Source organism: Kitasatospora sp. NPDC001539 (genome assembly GCF_040298565.1).
Lineage (GTDB): Bacteria > Actinomycetota > Actinomycetes > Streptomycetales > Streptomycetaceae > Kitasatospora.
Window position 1 is genome coordinate 1 of record NZ_JBEPAK010000166.1, and the last position, 15747, is coordinate 15747.

13 protein-coding genes are annotated in these 15747 nt (G+C 75.7%); 8 read left to right on the plus strand and 5 right to left on the minus strand.

Going from position 1 to position 15747, the window contains the following annotated elements; translation table 11 throughout:
* The first annotated feature begins 244 nt into the window (after nucleotides 1-244).
* Both ABT247_RS23215 and ABT247_RS23220 read left to right on the plus strand, forming a co-directional pair.
* Nucleotides 245-661 (plus strand): HIT family protein, encoded by a 417-nt coding sequence (locus tag ABT247_RS23215; protein WP_350745144.1) that lies wholly within the window; start codon nucleotides 245-247, stop codon nucleotides 659-661.
* 141 nt (nucleotides 662-802) lie between these two features.
* On the plus strand, nucleotides 803-1855 hold the full coding sequence (locus tag ABT247_RS23220) for a serine hydrolase domain-containing protein (protein ID WP_350745147.1): 1053 nt from the start codon (nucleotides 803-805) through the stop codon (nucleotides 1853-1855).
* Nucleotides 1856-1863: 8 nt separating this feature from the next.
* On the opposite strand, the gene ABT247_RS23225 is transcribed toward ABT247_RS23220, so the two are convergent.
* The gene (locus ABT247_RS23225) at nucleotides 1864-2403 is read right to left on the minus strand and encodes a winged helix-turn-helix transcriptional regulator (RefSeq protein ID WP_350745150.1); all 540 of its coding nucleotides are present in this window, start codon (nucleotides 2401-2403) and stop codon (nucleotides 1864-1866) included.
* A gap of 135 nt (nucleotides 2404-2538) precedes the next feature.
* Here ABT247_RS23225 and ABT247_RS23230 point away from each other — a divergent pair, with 135 nt between their 5' ends.
* The 3 genes from ABT247_RS23230 (at nucleotide 2539) to ABT247_RS23240 (ending at nucleotide 8865) form a co-directional block, all read left to right on the plus strand.
* Entirely contained in the window at nucleotides 2539-4038 is a 1500-nt protein-coding gene (locus tag ABT247_RS23230; protein ID WP_350745152.1) for an MFS transporter, read from the plus strand.
* A gap of 514 nt (nucleotides 4039-4552) precedes the next feature.
* Nucleotides 4553-8233 carry a SpoIIE family protein phosphatase gene (locus ABT247_RS23235; RefSeq protein WP_350745155.1) on the plus strand — a complete coding sequence of 1227 codons (3681 nt, stop codon included), beginning with the start codon at nucleotides 4553-4555 and terminating at the stop codon, nucleotides 8231-8233.
* 227 nt (nucleotides 8234-8460) lie between these two features.
* On the plus strand, nucleotides 8461-8865 hold the full coding sequence (locus tag ABT247_RS23240; RefSeq protein WP_350745158.1) for a nuclear transport factor 2 family protein: 405 nt from the start codon (nucleotides 8461-8463) through the stop codon (nucleotides 8863-8865).
* A 33-nt stretch (nucleotides 8866-8898) separates the two neighbouring features.
* On the opposite strand, the gene ABT247_RS23245 is transcribed toward ABT247_RS23240, so the two are convergent.
* The 3 genes from ABT247_RS23245 to ABT247_RS23255 all read right to left on the minus strand — a co-directional run bounded on the left by ABT247_RS23245 (nucleotide 8899) and on the right by ABT247_RS23255 (nucleotide 11806).
* Nucleotides 8899-9966, minus strand: coding sequence for an S-adenosylmethionine:tRNA ribosyltransferase-isomerase (locus tag ABT247_RS23245; RefSeq protein ID WP_350745160.1), 1068 nt, complete (start codon nucleotides 9964-9966; stop codon nucleotides 8899-8901).
* A complete protein-coding gene (locus ABT247_RS23250) occupies nucleotides 9963-10745 on the minus strand; it encodes an SDR family oxidoreductase (RefSeq protein ID WP_350745163.1) in 783 nt (260 codons plus the stop codon). Before ABT247_RS23250 ends, ABT247_RS23245 begins: the two co-directional genes overlap by 4 nt.
* 89 nt (nucleotides 10746-10834) lie before the next feature.
* Nucleotides 10835-11806 carry a pseudouridine synthase gene (locus ABT247_RS23255; RefSeq protein ID WP_350745166.1) on the minus strand — a complete coding sequence of 324 codons (972 nt, stop codon included), beginning with the start codon at nucleotides 11804-11806 and terminating at the stop codon, nucleotides 10835-10837.
* 272 nt (nucleotides 11807-12078) lie between these two features.
* Here ABT247_RS23255 and ABT247_RS23260 point away from each other — a divergent pair, with 272 nt between their 5' ends.
* Together ABT247_RS23260 and ABT247_RS23265 are read left to right on the plus strand one after the other, a co-directional pair.
* Nucleotides 12079-13167 carry a PP2C family protein-serine/threonine phosphatase gene (locus tag ABT247_RS23260; protein ID WP_350745169.1) on the plus strand — a complete coding sequence of 363 codons (1089 nt, stop codon included), beginning with the start codon at nucleotides 12079-12081 and terminating at the stop codon, nucleotides 13165-13167.
* Nucleotides 13168-13380: 213 nt separating this feature from the next.
* Nucleotides 13381-13770 carry a DUF3224 domain-containing protein gene (locus ABT247_RS23265; protein WP_350745172.1) on the plus strand — a complete coding sequence of 130 codons (390 nt, stop codon included), beginning with the start codon at nucleotides 13381-13383 and terminating at the stop codon, nucleotides 13768-13770.
* Between the two features lie 40 nt (nucleotides 13771-13810).
* Here ABT247_RS23265 and ABT247_RS23270 read toward each other — a convergent pair whose 3' ends face one another.
* Complete coding sequence (locus ABT247_RS23270; RefSeq protein ID WP_502892486.1) at nucleotides 13811-14653, minus strand: poly-gamma-glutamate hydrolase family protein; 843 nt, start codon at nucleotides 14651-14653, stop codon at nucleotides 13811-13813.
* A 180-nt stretch (nucleotides 14654-14833) separates the two neighbouring features.
* Between ABT247_RS23270 and ABT247_RS23275 the strand changes: the two genes are divergently transcribed.
* On the plus strand, nucleotides 14834-15747 hold a 914-nt coding region (locus tag ABT247_RS23275; protein ID WP_350745178.1), incomplete at its 3' end, for a DUF5995 family protein.

Consider the following 15747-nt stretch of genomic DNA (forward strand, 5'->3'; position numbering starts at 1 on the left):
GCCCCCCGCCGCCGGGCCACCGGGTGCTCCCCGGCCACCCGCCGGGCCCCCCCCCGCCCCGCGGCGGGGCGGGGGGGGCGCCCGGCGGCGGGGGCCGGGCGCACCGGTGCGAGCAGGGCCGGGCGGGCCGGCTGCGGCGGGAGCCCGGGGGCGGGCGCAGCTGCTCGGCGGCCGGACGGGTGACGTCCGGCCTGCGGGGGGCCGCGGGGGTGCCGGGGCCGCCGGCGCTCGTTTGAATGGACGGATGGACTGCGTGTTCTGTGCGGTGGTGGCGGGCGAGGAGCCGGCGCACCTGGTGCTCGACGACGAGGCGGCGGTGGCCTTCCTGGACCGGCGCCCGCTCTTCCCCGGCCACGTGCTGGTGGTGCCGCGCGCCCACCACCGGACCTTGGCGGACCTGCCGCCCGCCGAGGTCGGCCCCTTCTTCCTGCGGGTGCAGCGGGTGGCGGCTGCCGTCGAGCGGGGCATGGGCGCGGCGGGCAGCTTCGTGGCGGCGAACAACCGGATCAGCCAGTCGGTGCCCCACCTGCACGTCCACGTGGTGCCGCGCAATCCGAAGGACGGGCTGCGCGGGTTCTTCTGGCCGCGGGGGAAGTATCCGGACGAGGCCGGGGCGGCGGAGGTAGCGGCCCGGCTGCGGGCGGCGCTCGCCGCGGCGTAGCCACCGGCGAGAGCATCACGCTGCGGGTGCGGTACGACGCGGAGAGTAGCGCCGCGTACACCCCCGGAAGCAGCGGAAGGGGCGTGAAATCCGCTTCGGGGTGGACGAGTTCGCAGGTCGAGGGGGCCTAGGCTCACAGCCATGGAAGATCTCGCCAGCCTCGTACACCAGACCGCAGACCGGCTCGCGGGCCAGACCGTCGGCGCCGTGGTCGCCGGGCTGGCCGACGGCGCCGTGGAGTTCCACGGCGTCGGGCGGACCGGCCCGGGCGGAGGTGCGCCCGGGCCGCGCACCCTGTTCGAAATCGGTTCCGTCACCAAGGTGTTCACCTCGCTCCTGCTCGCGCGGCTGATACTCGACGACACGGTGCGACTCGACGAGCCGCTCGCGGACGTACTCGGCGAGGGCGCAGTGGTCCCGGCACGGGGCGGCGTGCCGATCACCCTGCGGCACCTCGCCACCCACACCTCGGGGCTGCCCCGGCTGCCGAGGGGCATGGCGGTACGGGCGCTCCTCAGGCCCAACAAGCCCGATCCCTATGCGGGTTGCACCGCCGAGGCGGTGTTGGCGGGGCTCGCCAGGACGCGCCTGCGAGCCGTGCCCGGCCGCGGCTTCCGGTACTCCAACCTCGGTGTCGGGCTGCTCGGGCTGGCCCTGGCCCGGCGGGCCGGCGCCGAGTACGGGGAGCTGGTGGCGCGCGAGGTCGGCGGACCGCTCGGCCTGGTGGACACCTGCCTGCGGCCGGCCGCGAAGCAGTCCGAGCGCCTGGCGGTCGGGCACTCGGCGAGCGGGCAGCCGGTGCCGTACTGGGACCTGGCGGCGATACCGGGCATGGGCGGACTCCTGTCCACGGCCGCCGATCTCTCGATACTCCTGCGGGCCCAGCTGTCCGCCGAACGCGAGCCGGACGGTCCGCTGGCGCCCGCGATCACCACCACCCGCGCCACTCGGCACCGGGTCAACGCGTTCGCCTGGGCACACCTCGGCTGGCTGGGGCACCGGCTGCACGCCCAGCAGGGCGGCCACCTCCAGCTGTGGCACAACGGAGGTACGGGCGGGTTCGCTTCCTTCGTCGCGTTCGATCCGGACAAGCAGGTGGGGGTGGCGATACTGGCCAACAGCTGCCGGTCGGTGGACCCGGCGGGGACGGCACTGCTGCGCAGGCTGCAGCAGGACTTCGCGACGGCGGGCTGAGCGAAGCCTCAGGCGGCCGCCGCCGAGGCGATCGGTTCGAGCAGCGGGTGCGGGCGGGCCAGGGCGAGGGAGACCGGGTCGTCGCGGCGGCCGGCAATGCGGACGGGGTTGGGTCGCATCGTGACCTCGGCCGGCGGGACGGGCCCGCCACCGCACTGCGGGCACGCGCCGAGGAGGTCCAGGTCGGTGCCGCAGGGCGTGTGGGCGAACAGGTGGTGCGGGCCGCCCTCCGTGGCGTGTCGGCCGCCCCAGCGGCTCAACTGGTAGAGCGGGCCCCAGAGTTCGAGGCCCACCTCGGTGAGCAGGTAGCCGTGGCGCAACGGCGCCTGCTGGTACGGCTCCTTGCGCAGCACCCCGGCGGCGACCAGGGCGTTCAGGCGGGCGGTGAGGACGGCGCGGGGGATGCCCAGGTGGAGGAGGAAATCGTTGAACCGCTGCACGCCGTAGAAGGCGTCGCGCACGATCAGCAGGCTCCAGCGCTCGCCGACCACCTCGAGCGCGCGGGCCAGTGCGCAGTCCTGCGATTCGTAGTCCGTTCCCAGCGCCATGCGGGCCAGCCTAGTCCACTCCCCCGTTGGGTTCAATGAACAGACTTCAAGTGATAGCGTGCCAGAGAAAGTCATGGTTCATTCACCAGACTGAAGCGCCCCTACCCACGGGTCCGCACACCGGAGGGAACACCCATGCCCCCCGCACCGATCGGCGACTCCGCCGCACCCGCCCCCGCCGCAGCTCCCGTCCGGCCCGGGGCCACCCTGGCCGTCACGGCGACGGCGACCGCACTGGTCACCGTCGCCTACACCGCCCCCACCGCCTCGCTCGCCGCCACCGCGCAGGCCGCCCACCTGGGGGCTTCCGGTCGTACCTGGATCCTCACCGGCACGCTGGTCGGCGTCTCGGCGCTGCTGCTCACCGCCGGCAGCGCCGCCGACGACCACGGTCGCAAGCGGGTCTTCACCCTCGGTACGGCACTGTTCGCCGCCGCCGAAGCCCTGGCCGCGCTCGCCCCCGGCGGCGCCGTCTACCTGGCCGCCAGGGTGCTGCTCGGCATCGCCTCCGCCGCCGTCCTGGCCCCCGCCCTCGGCCTGATCAGCCACGCCCACCCGCCGGGCCCTGCCAGGGTCCGCGCCCTCGGGATCTGGGGCGCGGCCGTCGGCCTCGGCATCGCGGTGGGACCGCTCTACGGCGCGCTCGTCCAGCAGTGGGCCGGCTGGCGCGCCGTCGGCGGCGGACTCGCGCTGGTCTCCGCCGCCGTGGCCGTCTGCGCCGCCGGGTACCTCACCGAGTCGAAGGCCGACCGGCCGCACGCGCTCGACCCGTACGGCGTGCTGACCCTGGCCGCCGGGACGTCCCTGCTGATCGCCGGACTGGCCGAGGGCCGCAGCGGCTGGGGCCGGCCGGTGGTGGTGGCACTGCTCGCGGGCGGGGTGCTGCTGCTCGCGGCCTTCGCCGCGGTCGAGGCGAGGGGCCGCGAGCCGATGCTCGACCTCGCGCTGTTCCGCAGCCCCGGCTTCGTCGCCGCGACGGGCGGGGCCCTGTTCACGGGGCTCTCGCTGGTCGGCTTCATGAGCTACCTGCCCACCCTGCTGCAGGGCGTGCTCGGCCTGTCCGGGCCGGCGGCGGCGGGCGTCCTGGCGCTGTGGTCGGGCCTGTCGGTGCTCTCCGCCCTCCATGCCCGCCGACTGGCGACGCACCTGTCGGCCACCACCCTGGTCGCCCTCGGCCTGCTGGTCTGCGGCCTGGGTGAAGCCGGACTGTACGGGCTTACTCCCGGCTCCTCCTGGCTCCGGCTGGCGCCGGGCCTGGCGGTGGCGGGGATCGGCAGCGGCGTCCTCAACGCCGCCCTCGCCCGCCTGGCGGTCAGCAGCGTCCCGGCCCGTCGCGCGGCCATGGGCTCGGGTGCCAACAGCACCGCCCGCTACCTCGGTTCGGCCCTGGGCGTGGCCGTCACGATCGGCGTCGCCGGCTCCGCCCGGGCGGCCGGCCCGGGCTCCGAGGCGGCCGCGCGCGCCCTGGCCACGGGCACCGACCGCGCCGTCCTGGTCGCCGCCGCCCTGTGCCTTCTCGGCGCAGCGCTGGCCCTCGCGGCCCGCCGAGCGGAATCCGGCACCCGCGAGGTGACGCCGGCCCGCGCTGGGCAGGAGCCCGCCGCCCCGGCCCTGGACCACACAGCCAGGCGGTGACGCCCGGCGACGCCGCTGACCTTCGGTGACCTTTGGGGGCGCCCTGCCTGGCACAGCCGGTCCCGCCGTCCGGTGGGGCGGACGGCGGGGTCCGCCTTGGTCCCTCGCCGCAGGGCGGCTTCCGCGTCGGCGCTGTCCGGAGCCGACTCGCCGACGGTCCCCTGGGCCGGGCGCCCTCCGCAGAGCCCGCGGTCCCGGTGGGGCCCGGCGAGCCCGCAGGTGGCCAGGTGCGCGCGGCGGGTTCGGCGAGCCGGTCGACGGCGGGCTCGCCGAGGCCCGCGGCTCCTCCCCCAAAGCCGGGCATCGCGGCCCCCTTGAGCCGGCGGCAGCCCGACACTGCCGCCGGCCTGGCCCCGAGGGCCCCAGCCGCCGCTGAGCGCCCGACGGCCGTGCGTCGTCCGCACCGCCGGACGCGCGACAGCACCGGCCGCCGCCGCCACGAGGAGCGGGGCCCGGGGGCCGCGTGCGACGATGGCAGGGCTGGTGGGAACGATCTCCGGGCGGATCTCTGGCCATGGTGAACGACGAAGGGCAGCGTCAGGGGGAGCCGCAGCAGGACGCCCTGCTGATGGTGCCGATCGCCACGGCGCTGATCGAGGCCGACGGGCGGATCCTGCACTGGAGCAGCGACGCCGAGGCACTGCTCGGTTACCGTGCGGACGAGGCGGTCGGCCGGAAGGCGGCGCAGCTGCTGACCTCGGACGAGGAGCGGCCCGAGGTGCTGGAGCTGTTCCGGCAGATCCTCGCGGGCCGCGGCTGGGCCGGGGTGTTCCCGGTGCGGCACCGGGACGGGCACCTGGTGAACCTCGAGTTCCGGACCCATCCGATCCGCGGGCCCGGCGGGGCGCCCCTGGTACTGGCCGTGGCCTCCGAGGTGACCACCCTGCACCGGATCCAGGCGGATCTGGCGGTGCTGGACGGGTTCTTCACCCAGTCCCCCGTCGGGATGGCGGTCTTCGACCCGGAACTGCGCTTCGTCCGGCTGAACGAGGCGCTGGCCAGGGCCAACGGGCTGTCGCCCGAGGAGCACCTCGGTCACCGGCTGACCGAGGTGCTGCCCGGGATCAACGGCACCGAGGCCGAAGCGGTGATGCGCCAGGTGCTGGCCCACGGCGAGCCGGTGGTGGACTTCCGTTCGCACGGCCGCATCCCGGGGAACCGCGGCCACGACCATGCCTGGTCCGCCTCCTACTTCCGGCTGGTGGACCGGTCCGGGCGGGTGCTCGGAGTGAGCGCGACCGTCATCGACATCACGGAGCGCTACCGGGCCGACGCCCGGGCGGCCCGGGCTCAGGAGCGGCTCTCCCTGCTGGTCGACGCGACCGCCTCGATCGGCACCACCCTGGACCTGCGGCAGACGGCCCGGGAGCTGGCCGACGCGATGGTGCCCAGGGTCGCCGACATCAGCGGGGTGTTCGCCCTGGAGGCGCTGGTGGCCGGCCGCAACGTCGAGCCGCTCGACCCGCACGCACCCCAGCTGGTGCGCCGCCTGGCGATGGCCACCGCCGACCCGCTGTACCCGTCCGAGGCCCTGCCGGTGGACACGGTGTACGAGCTGCCGCCCGACTCCCCCTACGCCCGGGCGCTGACCACCGGGCGCACGGCCGTGGTGCCGTCCTGGGAGCTGGCTCCGCTGAGCGAGGGCCTCACCGAGAGCCGCCGCCAGGCGTTCCTGGGCGACCGGCCGCGCTCGGTGCGGATCACCCCGCTGGTGGCCCGGGGCACGACGCTCGGCATGGTGGTGTACTCGCGGCGCGGCGAGCGGGAGTCCTTCGCCGAGGCCGACATCACGCTCGGGGACGAGCTGGCCTCGCGCGCCGCCGTCGCGATCGACAACGCCCGGCTGTACCTGCGCCAGCACCAGACGGTCCTGGCCCGCCAGCAGGCGCTGCGCGAGGCGAAGGCCGCGCAGGAGCGGCTCGCGCTGGTCAACGTGGCCTCCACCCGGATCGGCACCACCCTCGAAATCGACCGGACCGCTCAGGAGTTGGCCGAAGTGGCGACACCCCGGCTGGCCGACACCGTGGTGGTGGAGGTGTTGGAGGAGTTGGTCCGGGGCGAGCGGGAGCCCCGCGCCGCACCGGACGGTTCGGCGCTGCTGCGCCGGATCGCCTTCCACTCCGTCCAGGGCTCCACCCTCGCGCCCATCGACCGGCTCGGCGGGGTGCACCGCTTCCTGCCCGGTTCGCCGTACGCGTGGAGCCTCACGCACCGCAAGCCGGTGCTGGTGCCGCGGATGGACGAGGAGGGCATGGCCTGGTTCGCCGACGACCCGGTGCGCACCGCCGCCGTGCGGGAGCAGAACGTGCGCTCCATCATGGTCGTGCCGCTGATCGCGCGCGGCAGTGCGGTCGGCGTCGCGGGCTTCTACCGCACCCTGGTGGAGCGCCCGTACCAGGACGAGGACCTCGCGCTGGCCGGGGAGCTGGCGGTGCGGGCGGCGGTGTCGATCGACAACGCGCTGCTGTTCACCCGGGAGCGCGACGCGGCCGCGGCCCGGCAGCGGGCGCTGGACGAGGCCTGGGCCGCCCAGCAACGGCTGGGCCTGCTGAACGAGGCCAGCAACCGGATCGGCACCACGCTCGATCTGCACCGCACCGCCCGGGAGTTGGTGGAGGTGGTGATACCGCGCTTCGCCGACTTCGTCACCGTCGACCTGCGCGACGCGGTGCTCAGCGGCGAGGAGCCGGGGCCGGTGCCGCGGGACGGTTCGGTGCTGATGCGGGCCGTGGCGGTCGGCGAGACGGCCGACGACGGCAGCATGACGGCGGCCGCCGACCAGGTCGGCGAGACCTCGCAGTCCGCCGAGGTGTACGCGCAGAGCCTGCGCACCCGGCGCTCCATCCTGGTGTCCGACGTGACGGAGGACGAGCTGCGCCGGATCGTCGCCTCGCCCGACCGGGTGCAGCCGGGGCTGGACGCCGGGGTGCACTCGTACCTGATGGTGCCACTGGTGGCGCGCGGACTGGTGCTGGGCGGGGCGGAGTTCGTCCGCACCCGCAACCCGGTGCCGTTCGGCCCGGCGGACCGCTCGCTGGCCGAGGAGCTGGTCGCCCGCACCGCGCTGGCGATCGACAACGGCCGGCTCTACCGCCGTGAGCGGGACACCGCGCTCACCCTGCAACGCAGTCTGCTCCCGCAGGAGATCCACCGCACGATCGGCCTCGAACTGGCCTACCGCTACCTGCCCAGCAGCGTGGTCAGCGAGGTCGGCGGCGACTGGTTCGACGTGGTGCCGCTCACCGCCGGGCGGGTCGCGCTGATCGTCGGCGACGTGATGGGCCACGGCATCCGCGCCGCCGCCACCATGGGGCAACTGCGCACCGTCGCCAGGACCCTGGTCACCCTGGACCTGGAACCGGCGCGGGTGCTGTACCGGCTGGACGAGGCGACCACGGCACTCGGCGACGGGCAGTTCGCGACCTGCGTGTGCGTGGTCTACGACCCGCTCGACCGCAGCTGCACCGCCGCCTGCGCCGGCCACCTGCCCCCCGTGGTCGCCGACACCGAGGGCAACGCCCAGCTGCTCGACCTGCCGCCCGGCGCACCGCTCGGGGTGGGTGGAGTGCCGTTCGAGAGCGTCGAGTTCGCCCTCCCCGAGGAGGCCATCCTGACGCTCTACACCGACGGACTGGTCGAACGCCGGGGCCGCGACCTCGACGAGGGCCTCGACCTGCTGCGCCGCACCGTGGCGGACCGGCGCCCCACCCTGGAGCAGACCTGCGACGCCGTTCTGACCAGGCTCACCGGCCGCACCCCCGAGGACGACATCGCCCTGATCATGGCGCAGGTCCGCCCGCCCGGCGCGGACCGGATCGCGACCCTGCCGCTCAGCGGCGACCGCGCGATGGTGGCCCACTCGCGCCGCTTCACCCGCGAGACGCTGACGGCCTGGGGCCTGGCCGCACTCGTCGACTGGGCCGAGCTGCTCACCAGCGAGCTGATCACCAACGCCCTGGTGCACGCCGGCTCGCCCACCCAACTGAGGCTCTACTGCAACCGCGTGCTCACCGTGGAGGTCGCCGACCGGGAGAGCGGGACGCCCCGGATCCGCCGCGCCGAGGCCGAGGACGAGGGCGGGCGCGGCATCCACCTGGTCAACGAGCTGGCGCACCGCTGGGGCAGCCGCCGGACCCGGGACGGCAAGGTGGTCTGGTTCGAGCTGGAGCTGCCGCCGGGCTTCCCGACCGCCTGACCTCCGGGCCGCAGGTCCGTGAACCCGCAGCCGGGTGGGCCCGCAGTCTGGTGGGCCCGGAGCTGCGGGGCCCACCAGCGCGCGGGGGCCCGCCGGTGCGCGGGGCCTGCGTGGACAACCGGAGGTTGTCGGCCCGTGCCGGAGGTTGTTGGCCGCCCCGGCGGCCGCAGGGCTTTGCTGGTGCCACGGCGGGAGAGCCCCGACCGGAGGCACCGAAGGAGCCCACCATGCAGCAGCCCGACGCCCGCACCGTCGTCACCGACTACGTCAACCTGATCGCCGCGGGTGAACGCGACGCCGCGATCGCCCTGTTCGCCGAGGACGCCACCTGGACCTACCCGGGCAGCCTCGCGCTGTCCCGCACCTGGCGGGGCAAGCAGGAGATCTTCGGCGACTTCCTCGGCCAGGTCGGCACCCTGTTCGCCGCCGACGGCCTGCCGGTCATCACCCTGATTAACGTCCTGGCCGACGGCCCGCAGGCGGTGGCCGAGTGGACCACCGTCGGCAAGGCCGCCAACGGCACCACCTACGAGAACCACTGCCTCGGGGTGTTCACCGTCGAGGACGGGCTGATCACCGCCGTCCGCGAGTACCTGGACACCCACCACGTGGCACGGACCCTGCTGGCCTGAACGCTCGGCGCGACCGCGGCCGGCCGGGGCCGCTCAGTCCGGCAGCAGCAGGTTGACGTCCCCGAACTCGTGCCAGAGGTAGCGGTTCCGGACCGCGGCGCGGTAGCAGTCCGCCAGCAGCGGGCGGCCCGCGACGGCGGCCAGCATCAGCAGGTGCGAGGCCCGCGGCTCGTGCCAACCGGTGAGCAGGCCGTCCACGGCGCGCACCCCGCGCTTCGGGGTGATCACCAACTCCGTCCAGCCGTCCGCCTCCTGGAGCGTTCCGTCCGGCCCTGCGGCCGACTCCAGGGCGCGGACCACGGTGGTGCCGACGGCGATCACCCGGCCGCCGCCGTCCCGGACGTGTCGGGCCAGCCGGGCGGTGGCCGCCGGGACGAGGAAGCGCTCGGCGTACGGGGCCTCGTGCACCTCCGGCGAGGCCACGCCGGTGTGCAGGGTGACCGGCGCGACCAGCACGCCCCGGCCGGCCAGCCGGGCCACCACCTCGGGGCTGAACGGCCGCGCGGCGCTGGGCATCTCGCTGCTGCCCGGGACGCTCGCGAAGACCGTCTGGTACGCCTCGATCGGCCAGTCGCGGTCGGTGTAGCCGTACCGGATCGCCCGGCCGTGCCGCTCCAGGTAGCGTAACAGCGGGACCGGCAGGGAGAGTTCGGCGTACCAGAGGCGGGCGGTGAACGATCCGGTCAGCTCGGCGGTGGCGCCGTCCGGCAGCCCGATCCGCAGACCGGGACGGGCCGGGGACTCCTCCGGCGGGTAGTAGGCCGCCGCCCGACCCGGCACCGCCCTGCGCAGCTCCACCAGGTGGGTGCCGCGTCGGTCCGGCTGGGCGGAGGAGAGGTGCAGGGCGACCGGCGTGCCGTCGGGCAGTCGACCCGGCAGGGCGGCCGGCAGGGTCGCCGAGTTGTTGACCACCAGCAGGTCGCCGGGGCGCAGCACCTCGGGCAGCTCGGTGAAGCGGCGGTGCTCGACGGTGCCGGAGGTCTTCCGGCCGACCAGCATCCGCACCCCGTCGCGGGCCCCGCCGCGGGCCTCGGCCGGCTCGCGCGCGGAGAGTTCGGGCGGGACGGTGAGCTCCGGGCCGAGGTCGGTCAGGGCCGTCATCGCCCACCCCGGTCGGCCGCGAGGTCCTCGACGCGGTGGCGGCCGGACGGCGCGTCCTCGCGCAGCAGTCCGAGCAGGACGGGCGCGACGTCCTCGGGCAGCGGCTCGCCGGAGATGTCCTCGCCCGGGTCGGCCTGCTGCAGCATCCGGGTGCGCATGCTGCCCGGGTCGACCGCCCAGACCTTCAACTCCGGCTCCTCCCGGGCGAGTACGGCGGTGGCGTGGTCGAGCGCGGCCTTGCTGGCACCGTAGCCGCCCCAGCCGGGATAGGCCTCCACGGCCGCGTCGGAGCTGATGTTGAGGACGGCGCCGGCGCGGGCGCGCAGTTGGGGCAGGACGAGCTGGGTGAGGGCGATCGGGGCGAGAGCGTTGACCTCGAAGGTCTCCAGGAGGTCCGGCAGCGGGTAGTCGGCCAGCCGGGGCAGCGGCTCGGCGTCCGGCGCCGCGGCGCCGTTGAGCGTGCCGGCGTTGTTGACCAGGAGGCTCGCCCCGCCGAGCGATTCGGCGGCCTCGGCCAGGCGGGCCCGGTGATCGTCGTCGACGACCGAGCCGGGCAGCGCGACCACCTTGGTGACGGCGGCCAACGCCTCCTCGGCGGCGGCGAGTTCGGAGGAGCCCCGGGCCGTGATGACCAGCTGCCAGCCCTCGGCGGCGAGGGCGTGCGCGAGGGCCAGGCCGAGGCCTCGGGAGGCGCCGGTGATCAGGGCGACGGGGGCGGTGTCCACTGCGGCGGTCGCGGTGCGCCGCACGGCGTTCGCGGTCTGCTCTGCTGCGTTCATGGGACAACCATCCCGCCGCCGCCCCGACGGCGGATCGGCCGCCGGAACCGGGACCGGATCGGCCGTTCGCCGTAGGACGACGGGCGGTCCTACGACCGGTCCGCCGGGGCCCGTTCGCCGCCGCTCTCCCAGCCCCGGGGGTCGGACCAGGCGGCGAGGGTCCGGCGGCTCTCGAAGTGACGCTCCCGGCCGGTCAGCGGGTCGGTGAACGCGATGACGGAGGCGAGCAGTTGCAGTGGGCGGCGGAAGTCGTCCGGGGCCGGCTCGGGCAGCACCACCGGGTAGACCGGATCCCCGAGGATCGGCAGTCCCAGACCGCTCATGTGCAGCCGCAGCTGGTGGGTGCGCCCGCTGAGCGGCCGCAGCCGGTAGCGGCCCAGGCCGTCCCGGTGTTCCAGCAGCTCGATCCGGCTCTCGCTGTTCGGCGGCGCGTCGGTCTCGCGCGCGGCGATCACCCCGCGCTCCTTGACGATGTGGCTGCGGACGGTGCACGGCAGGCTCAACGCCGGGTCGTACGGGGCGACCGCCTGGTACTCCTTGTGCACCCGGCGGTCGCGGAACAGCGTCTGGTAGGCCCCGCGGTCCTCGGGCCGCACCACGAACATCGCCAGCCCCGCGGTGAGCCGGTCCAGCCGGTGCGCGGGGCTGAGCGCGGGCAGGCGAAGCGCGTGCCGCAGCCGGGACAGCGCCGTCTCGGCGACGTGCCGGCCGCGCGGGGTGGTGGCCAGGAAGTGCGGCTTGTCGACCACGACCAGGTGCTCGTCGCGGTGCAGCACCACCAGATCGAAGGGGACCGGCACCTCCTCCGGGAGGTCCCGGTAGAACCAGAGGTGCGCGCCCGGGCGGAACGGTTCGTCGGCGGCGATCGGGCCGTCCTCGCCGAAGATCTCGCCGCCGCGCAGGGCCGCGTCGATCCGGGGCGCGCCCACGGCGGGCAGCCGCTCGACGAGGTGGTCGCGCACGGTCGGCCAGCCGCCCTCCAGCGGAAGCCGCAGGTGGACCGGGTCCACGCCGTGGCGTTGCGGGAGGGGGGAGGTCGGGCGGCGGCTCTTGCGTCTCATCTTCCGGCCCAGCCTAGTGGGCGCCGCGGCCGGGCCGGGGCGGGGGCCGGAGGCGGGGCGGGGGCGGGCCGGCGGCGGGGCCGCAGGCGGGCTGGAGCGCGGGCTGCGCCCGGGGCCGCGGCCGGCTCGGGCGGGGGCCGCTCCCTGCCCGAGGTGCTGACTCGGGGCGGGACGGGGAAAGTGGTTCGGAGGCCCCGGGCCCCTGCGCCCGCGGCCTCGCCGGCCCGCGGACCCGCGGACCTGCGGACCCGAAGACCCGTGAAGGAGAACGTGTGACCGCCGACGGCCCGGACGGGCTGCCACCCCTGCACCTGCCTCGGCGGACCCGGCTCCTGCTGTACGGCGCCCTCGTGCTGCTGGTCGCCGCCGTGGTGACCGCGCTGGCGCTCGGCCCCGGGACGACCCTGGCGCCGCTGCTCGCGGTGGCGCCTGTCCTCGCCGGCGCGACCACCCGGAAGGCGAGGGTTCCGCTGCTGGTCGGCGCGGCGGCGCTGCTGGCGGTCTGCCTGCTGGAGTCGGCCAACGCCCAGTTGCCCTCCTCCGTCCGGATCAGCGTGCCGGTCACCGTTCTGGCCTCGACCCTGGCCAGCGCCGCCAGCGTGGTGCTGGTGGCGGCCCGCGAGCGGGAGCTGTTCCAGGTCCGGACGGTGGCCGAGGCGGCGCAGCGGGCCCTGCTGCGCCCGCCCGCCGAGCGGATCGGCGGGCTGCGCCTGGCGGTGCGGTACGTCGCGGCGGCGGCCGAGGCCCGGATCGGCGGGGACCTGTACGCCGTGGTGGAGACGCGCTTCGGGGTGCGGGTGCTGCTGGGGGACGTGCAGGGGCACGGGCTCCCGGCGGTGGAGACGGCCGCGGACGTGCTGGGGGTGTTCCGGGAGGCGGCGCGCACCGAACCGGACCCGGCGCTGCTCGCGCAGCGGCTGGACGCGGCGCTCACCGCGCGCCCGGGCGACGGGCGGTTCGCCACCGCACTGCTGCTGGACGTGGCGCCCGACCGGGGGCCGGTGCGGGTGGTGAACTGCGGGCACCCTCCCCCGCTGCTGCGCCGGGCCGGCGCGGTGAGCGAGCTGGCGCCACCCCGCCCGGCTCCGCCGCTGGGCCTGCGCGAGCTGACCGGGGAGGACTACCGGGCGAGCGCCTTCGAGCCGAGCCCGGGCGACCTGCTGCTGCTCCACACCGACGGAGTCGCGGAGGCCCGGGACGCCGAGGGCCGGTTCTACCCGTTGGCGCAGCGGCTGCCCGGTCTGCACGGGGGCAACCCGGCGGACCTGCTGGACGCGGTGCTGGCGGACGTCCGGGGCTGGGTCGGCGACGCCGGGCTGGCCGACGACGCCGCGCTGCTGGCGCTGCGCTGGGACCACTGAGGGTTCCGGAGAGCCGGTCGGGCGCCGGTGGCCGATGAGCCGTGGCCGGTGAGCGGTGGCCGGTGAGCGGGCGTCGGGGCGCGGGGCCGGTTGTCAGTGGTGTGTGCAAGGCTTCACGCACGGTCAAGGCGTACCGGCCACCCGGTCCGGGGCGCGCTCGACCGCTCGGTCGGCGGCCGCCGGTCGGGAGACGACCGACGAGGGGAGCAGGCCGTGGGTGCCGAGGCGAGCGGGTCGTTCGAGCTGACCGCTTTCGAACCGGGGGAGGCGGAGGAGCGCGAGGGCGCCGCCTTCGGGCGGGTCAGCATCGCCAAGACCTTCACGGGCGGGCTGAGCGGGCGCAGCGAGGTGCGGATGCTGTCCGTGGCCGGCCCCTCGGGTGGACCGGCCGCGTACGTCGCGGTGGAGCACGTGACGGGTGAACTGGACGGGCGCAAGGGTTCGTTCGTGCTCCAGCACGCGGCCTGGGACACCACCGGGGTGACGATACGCGTGGTGCCGGGCACCGGGACGGGCGAGCTGGCCGGGATCACCGGGAGCTTCAGTCTGTCCGTCGACGGGTCCGGCGCCCACACCTACGTGCTGGCGTACGAGCTGGGCTGACGCCGGCTGCGGCCCGTTCGCGCAGCCGGCGGGCACGTCCTCACTGGACGGGCTGGGTCGCCTCCAGCCGCTGGATCGCGGTGCGGACCGCGTTCGTGAAGCTCCAGAACAGCGGCAGGGTGTTGGTCGCGCGGTCGGCGCGGGTGTTCTTGCCCGGGGCGAACATCGCGGTGCGCAGCTCGGTGGTCATCTCCAGTTGGGCACCCATCCCGAGCATGCTGCGGTTGCAGATGTTGTCCGGCGCGATGCCCGCGATCTCCTCCTCCCCGGAGGCGGTCACGGCCCGGACGCCGGCCGCGGCGAACTCCTCCATGAGGTACTTGCGGAGGGTGGCGTTCAGGCCGCCGACCAGGACGGCCTGGGCACCGGTCTCCAGACCGGCCTGGCTCGCGGTGCAGCCGTGCAGCGCCACCACGTTCAGGCTGCCGGCGCACATCGCGCGGGCCATGCCGTCGTCGCAGTGGGTCGAGGTGACGTGCAGGGCGCCGTTGTTGGAGGAGCGCAGCCCCTCGAACATCCAGAAGTCGTGGGCCGGTCCGGCCGCCGGGGTCGGGGCGAGGTCGGCCGGGTGGTAGCCGGCGATGGCCAGGCACAGCTCGGAGGTGCCGACCTCGATGCCCCCGCCGTGCGGGGCGATGACGGTGGTCCGGACGGGCCGCGAGGTGCTCTGCAGGCTCTGGTCGTCGACCAGGTGGCGGCGGTAGCGGCGGCCGTAGTCCACGCCCTCGACCACGGACGGATCGGCGTAGAGGGCGGTGTTGGAGGAGTAGAGGTCGGCGGCGTTCGCCGGGGTGCCGGCCAGTGCGGCGCCGATGGTGCTGATGGCCGGGGCCGCGGCGAACGCGGCTATCAGGGTTCGACGGTTGATCACGGTCGCGATCATGGCAGGAGGTGGGGAGCGGGTAAAGTCACAGCAAAGTCACGGTCAATGCCGCACCCGGGCCTGGCAGGTCCGACTGATCGTGTGACGCCGGCTCGACGGACGCGTGTGCGCGCCCACCGGACACCATCCACGCTGCCACGATGATGCGATCAATGGACGATCGGCCCCGGAGAGTGGCGCATGGACGGCACAGCGACGACCCGTGCGGCGACGACCGGCGCGGCGACGGCCGGGACGGCGGTGGCCGGCCCGACCTCGGTGGCCGGCCCGACGTCGGTGGCCGGAACACCGACGACCGGCGCGGCGACGTCGCGTCCGGCGCGGGTCCGTACACCGGGCACGGTCGAGGGCGTCCTGGGGCGGCTGCGGGCCATCGCGGCCCAGCTGCCCCCGGAGGACGGGGTGGCGGTCTTCAACCGGCTCTACCTCACCGTCACCGAGGCGGTCCGCGACTGGCTGGCGGCCGGCGGCTACTTCGCCGACCCGTCAGCGGTGGCCGAGCTGGACGTGGTGTTCGCCGGGCGGTACCTGCGGGCCGTGGCCGCCGAGGCGGCGGGGCAGGAGCCGCCCGCCTGCTGGCGGCCGCTGTTCGCCCTGCGGAGCCACCCGGGCGTGCACCCCCTGCAGTTCGCGCTGGCCGGGATGAACGCCCACATCCAGCACGACCTGCCGCTGGCCGTGGTCGAGGTCTGCAGGCGTCGGGGCTACGCGCCAGCCTGCGTCGAGGCGGACTACCACCGGATCAACCGGGTGCTGGCCGGGGTGGAGGCGGCCGCCCGGGAGCAGCTGATGCCCGGGCACGACCTGCTGGAGTGCGCCGAGCCGCTCACCCACCTGCTCGGCACCTGGTCGGTGGAGGCGGCCCGGGAGGGCGCGTGGTCGGCGGTGCAGGCGCTCTGGGAGCTGCGCCGGCTCCCGGCCGCGGCCCGCGCCTTCGCCACCGCGCTGGACGACTCGGTCGGCCTGCTCGGCCGCGCCCTGCTGCTCCCGTACGGGCCGCGCGGGCCCGCCCGTACCCCCGCCGCCCCGGTGCCCGCCCCGCACGCCGCCGCGCACGCCGCGTCCGCCGCCGAGCCCGTCGGCCGCCGCCCGGT

Coding starts and splice junctions, on each gene's coding strand:
- ABT247_RS23215 (WP_350745144.1), top strand. CDS start 245: ATGGACTGCGTGTTCTGTGCGGTGGTGGCGGGCGAGGAGCCGGCGCAC.
- ABT247_RS23220 (WP_350745147.1), top strand. CDS start 803: ATGGAAGATCTCGCCAGCCTCGTACACCAGACCGCAGACCGGCTCGCG.
- ABT247_RS23225 (WP_350745150.1), bottom strand. CDS start 2,403: ATGGCGCTGGGAACGGACTACGAATCGCAGGACTGCGCACTGGCCCGC.
- ABT247_RS23230 (WP_350745152.1), top strand. CDS start 2,539: ATGCCCCCCGCACCGATCGGCGACTCCGCCGCACCCGCCCCCGCCGCA.
- ABT247_RS23235 (WP_350745155.1), top strand. CDS start 4,553: ATGGTGAACGACGAAGGGCAGCGTCAGGGGGAGCCGCAGCAGGACGCC.
- ABT247_RS23240 (WP_350745158.1), top strand. CDS start 8,461: ATGCAGCAGCCCGACGCCCGCACCGTCGTCACCGACTACGTCAACCTG.
- ABT247_RS23245 (WP_350745160.1), bottom strand. CDS start 9,966: ATGACGGCCCTGACCGACCTCGGCCCGGAGCTCACCGTCCCGCCCGAA.
- ABT247_RS23250 (WP_350745163.1), bottom strand. CDS start 10,745: ATGAACGCAGCAGAGCAGACCGCGAACGCCGTGCGGCGCACCGCGACC.
- ABT247_RS23255 (WP_350745166.1), bottom strand. CDS start 11,806: ATGAGACGCAAGAGCCGCCGCCCGACCTCCCCCCTCCCGCAACGCCAC.
- ABT247_RS23270 (WP_502892486.1), bottom strand. CDS start 14,653: ATGATCGCGACCGTGATCAACCGTCGAACCCTGATAGCCGCGTTCGCC.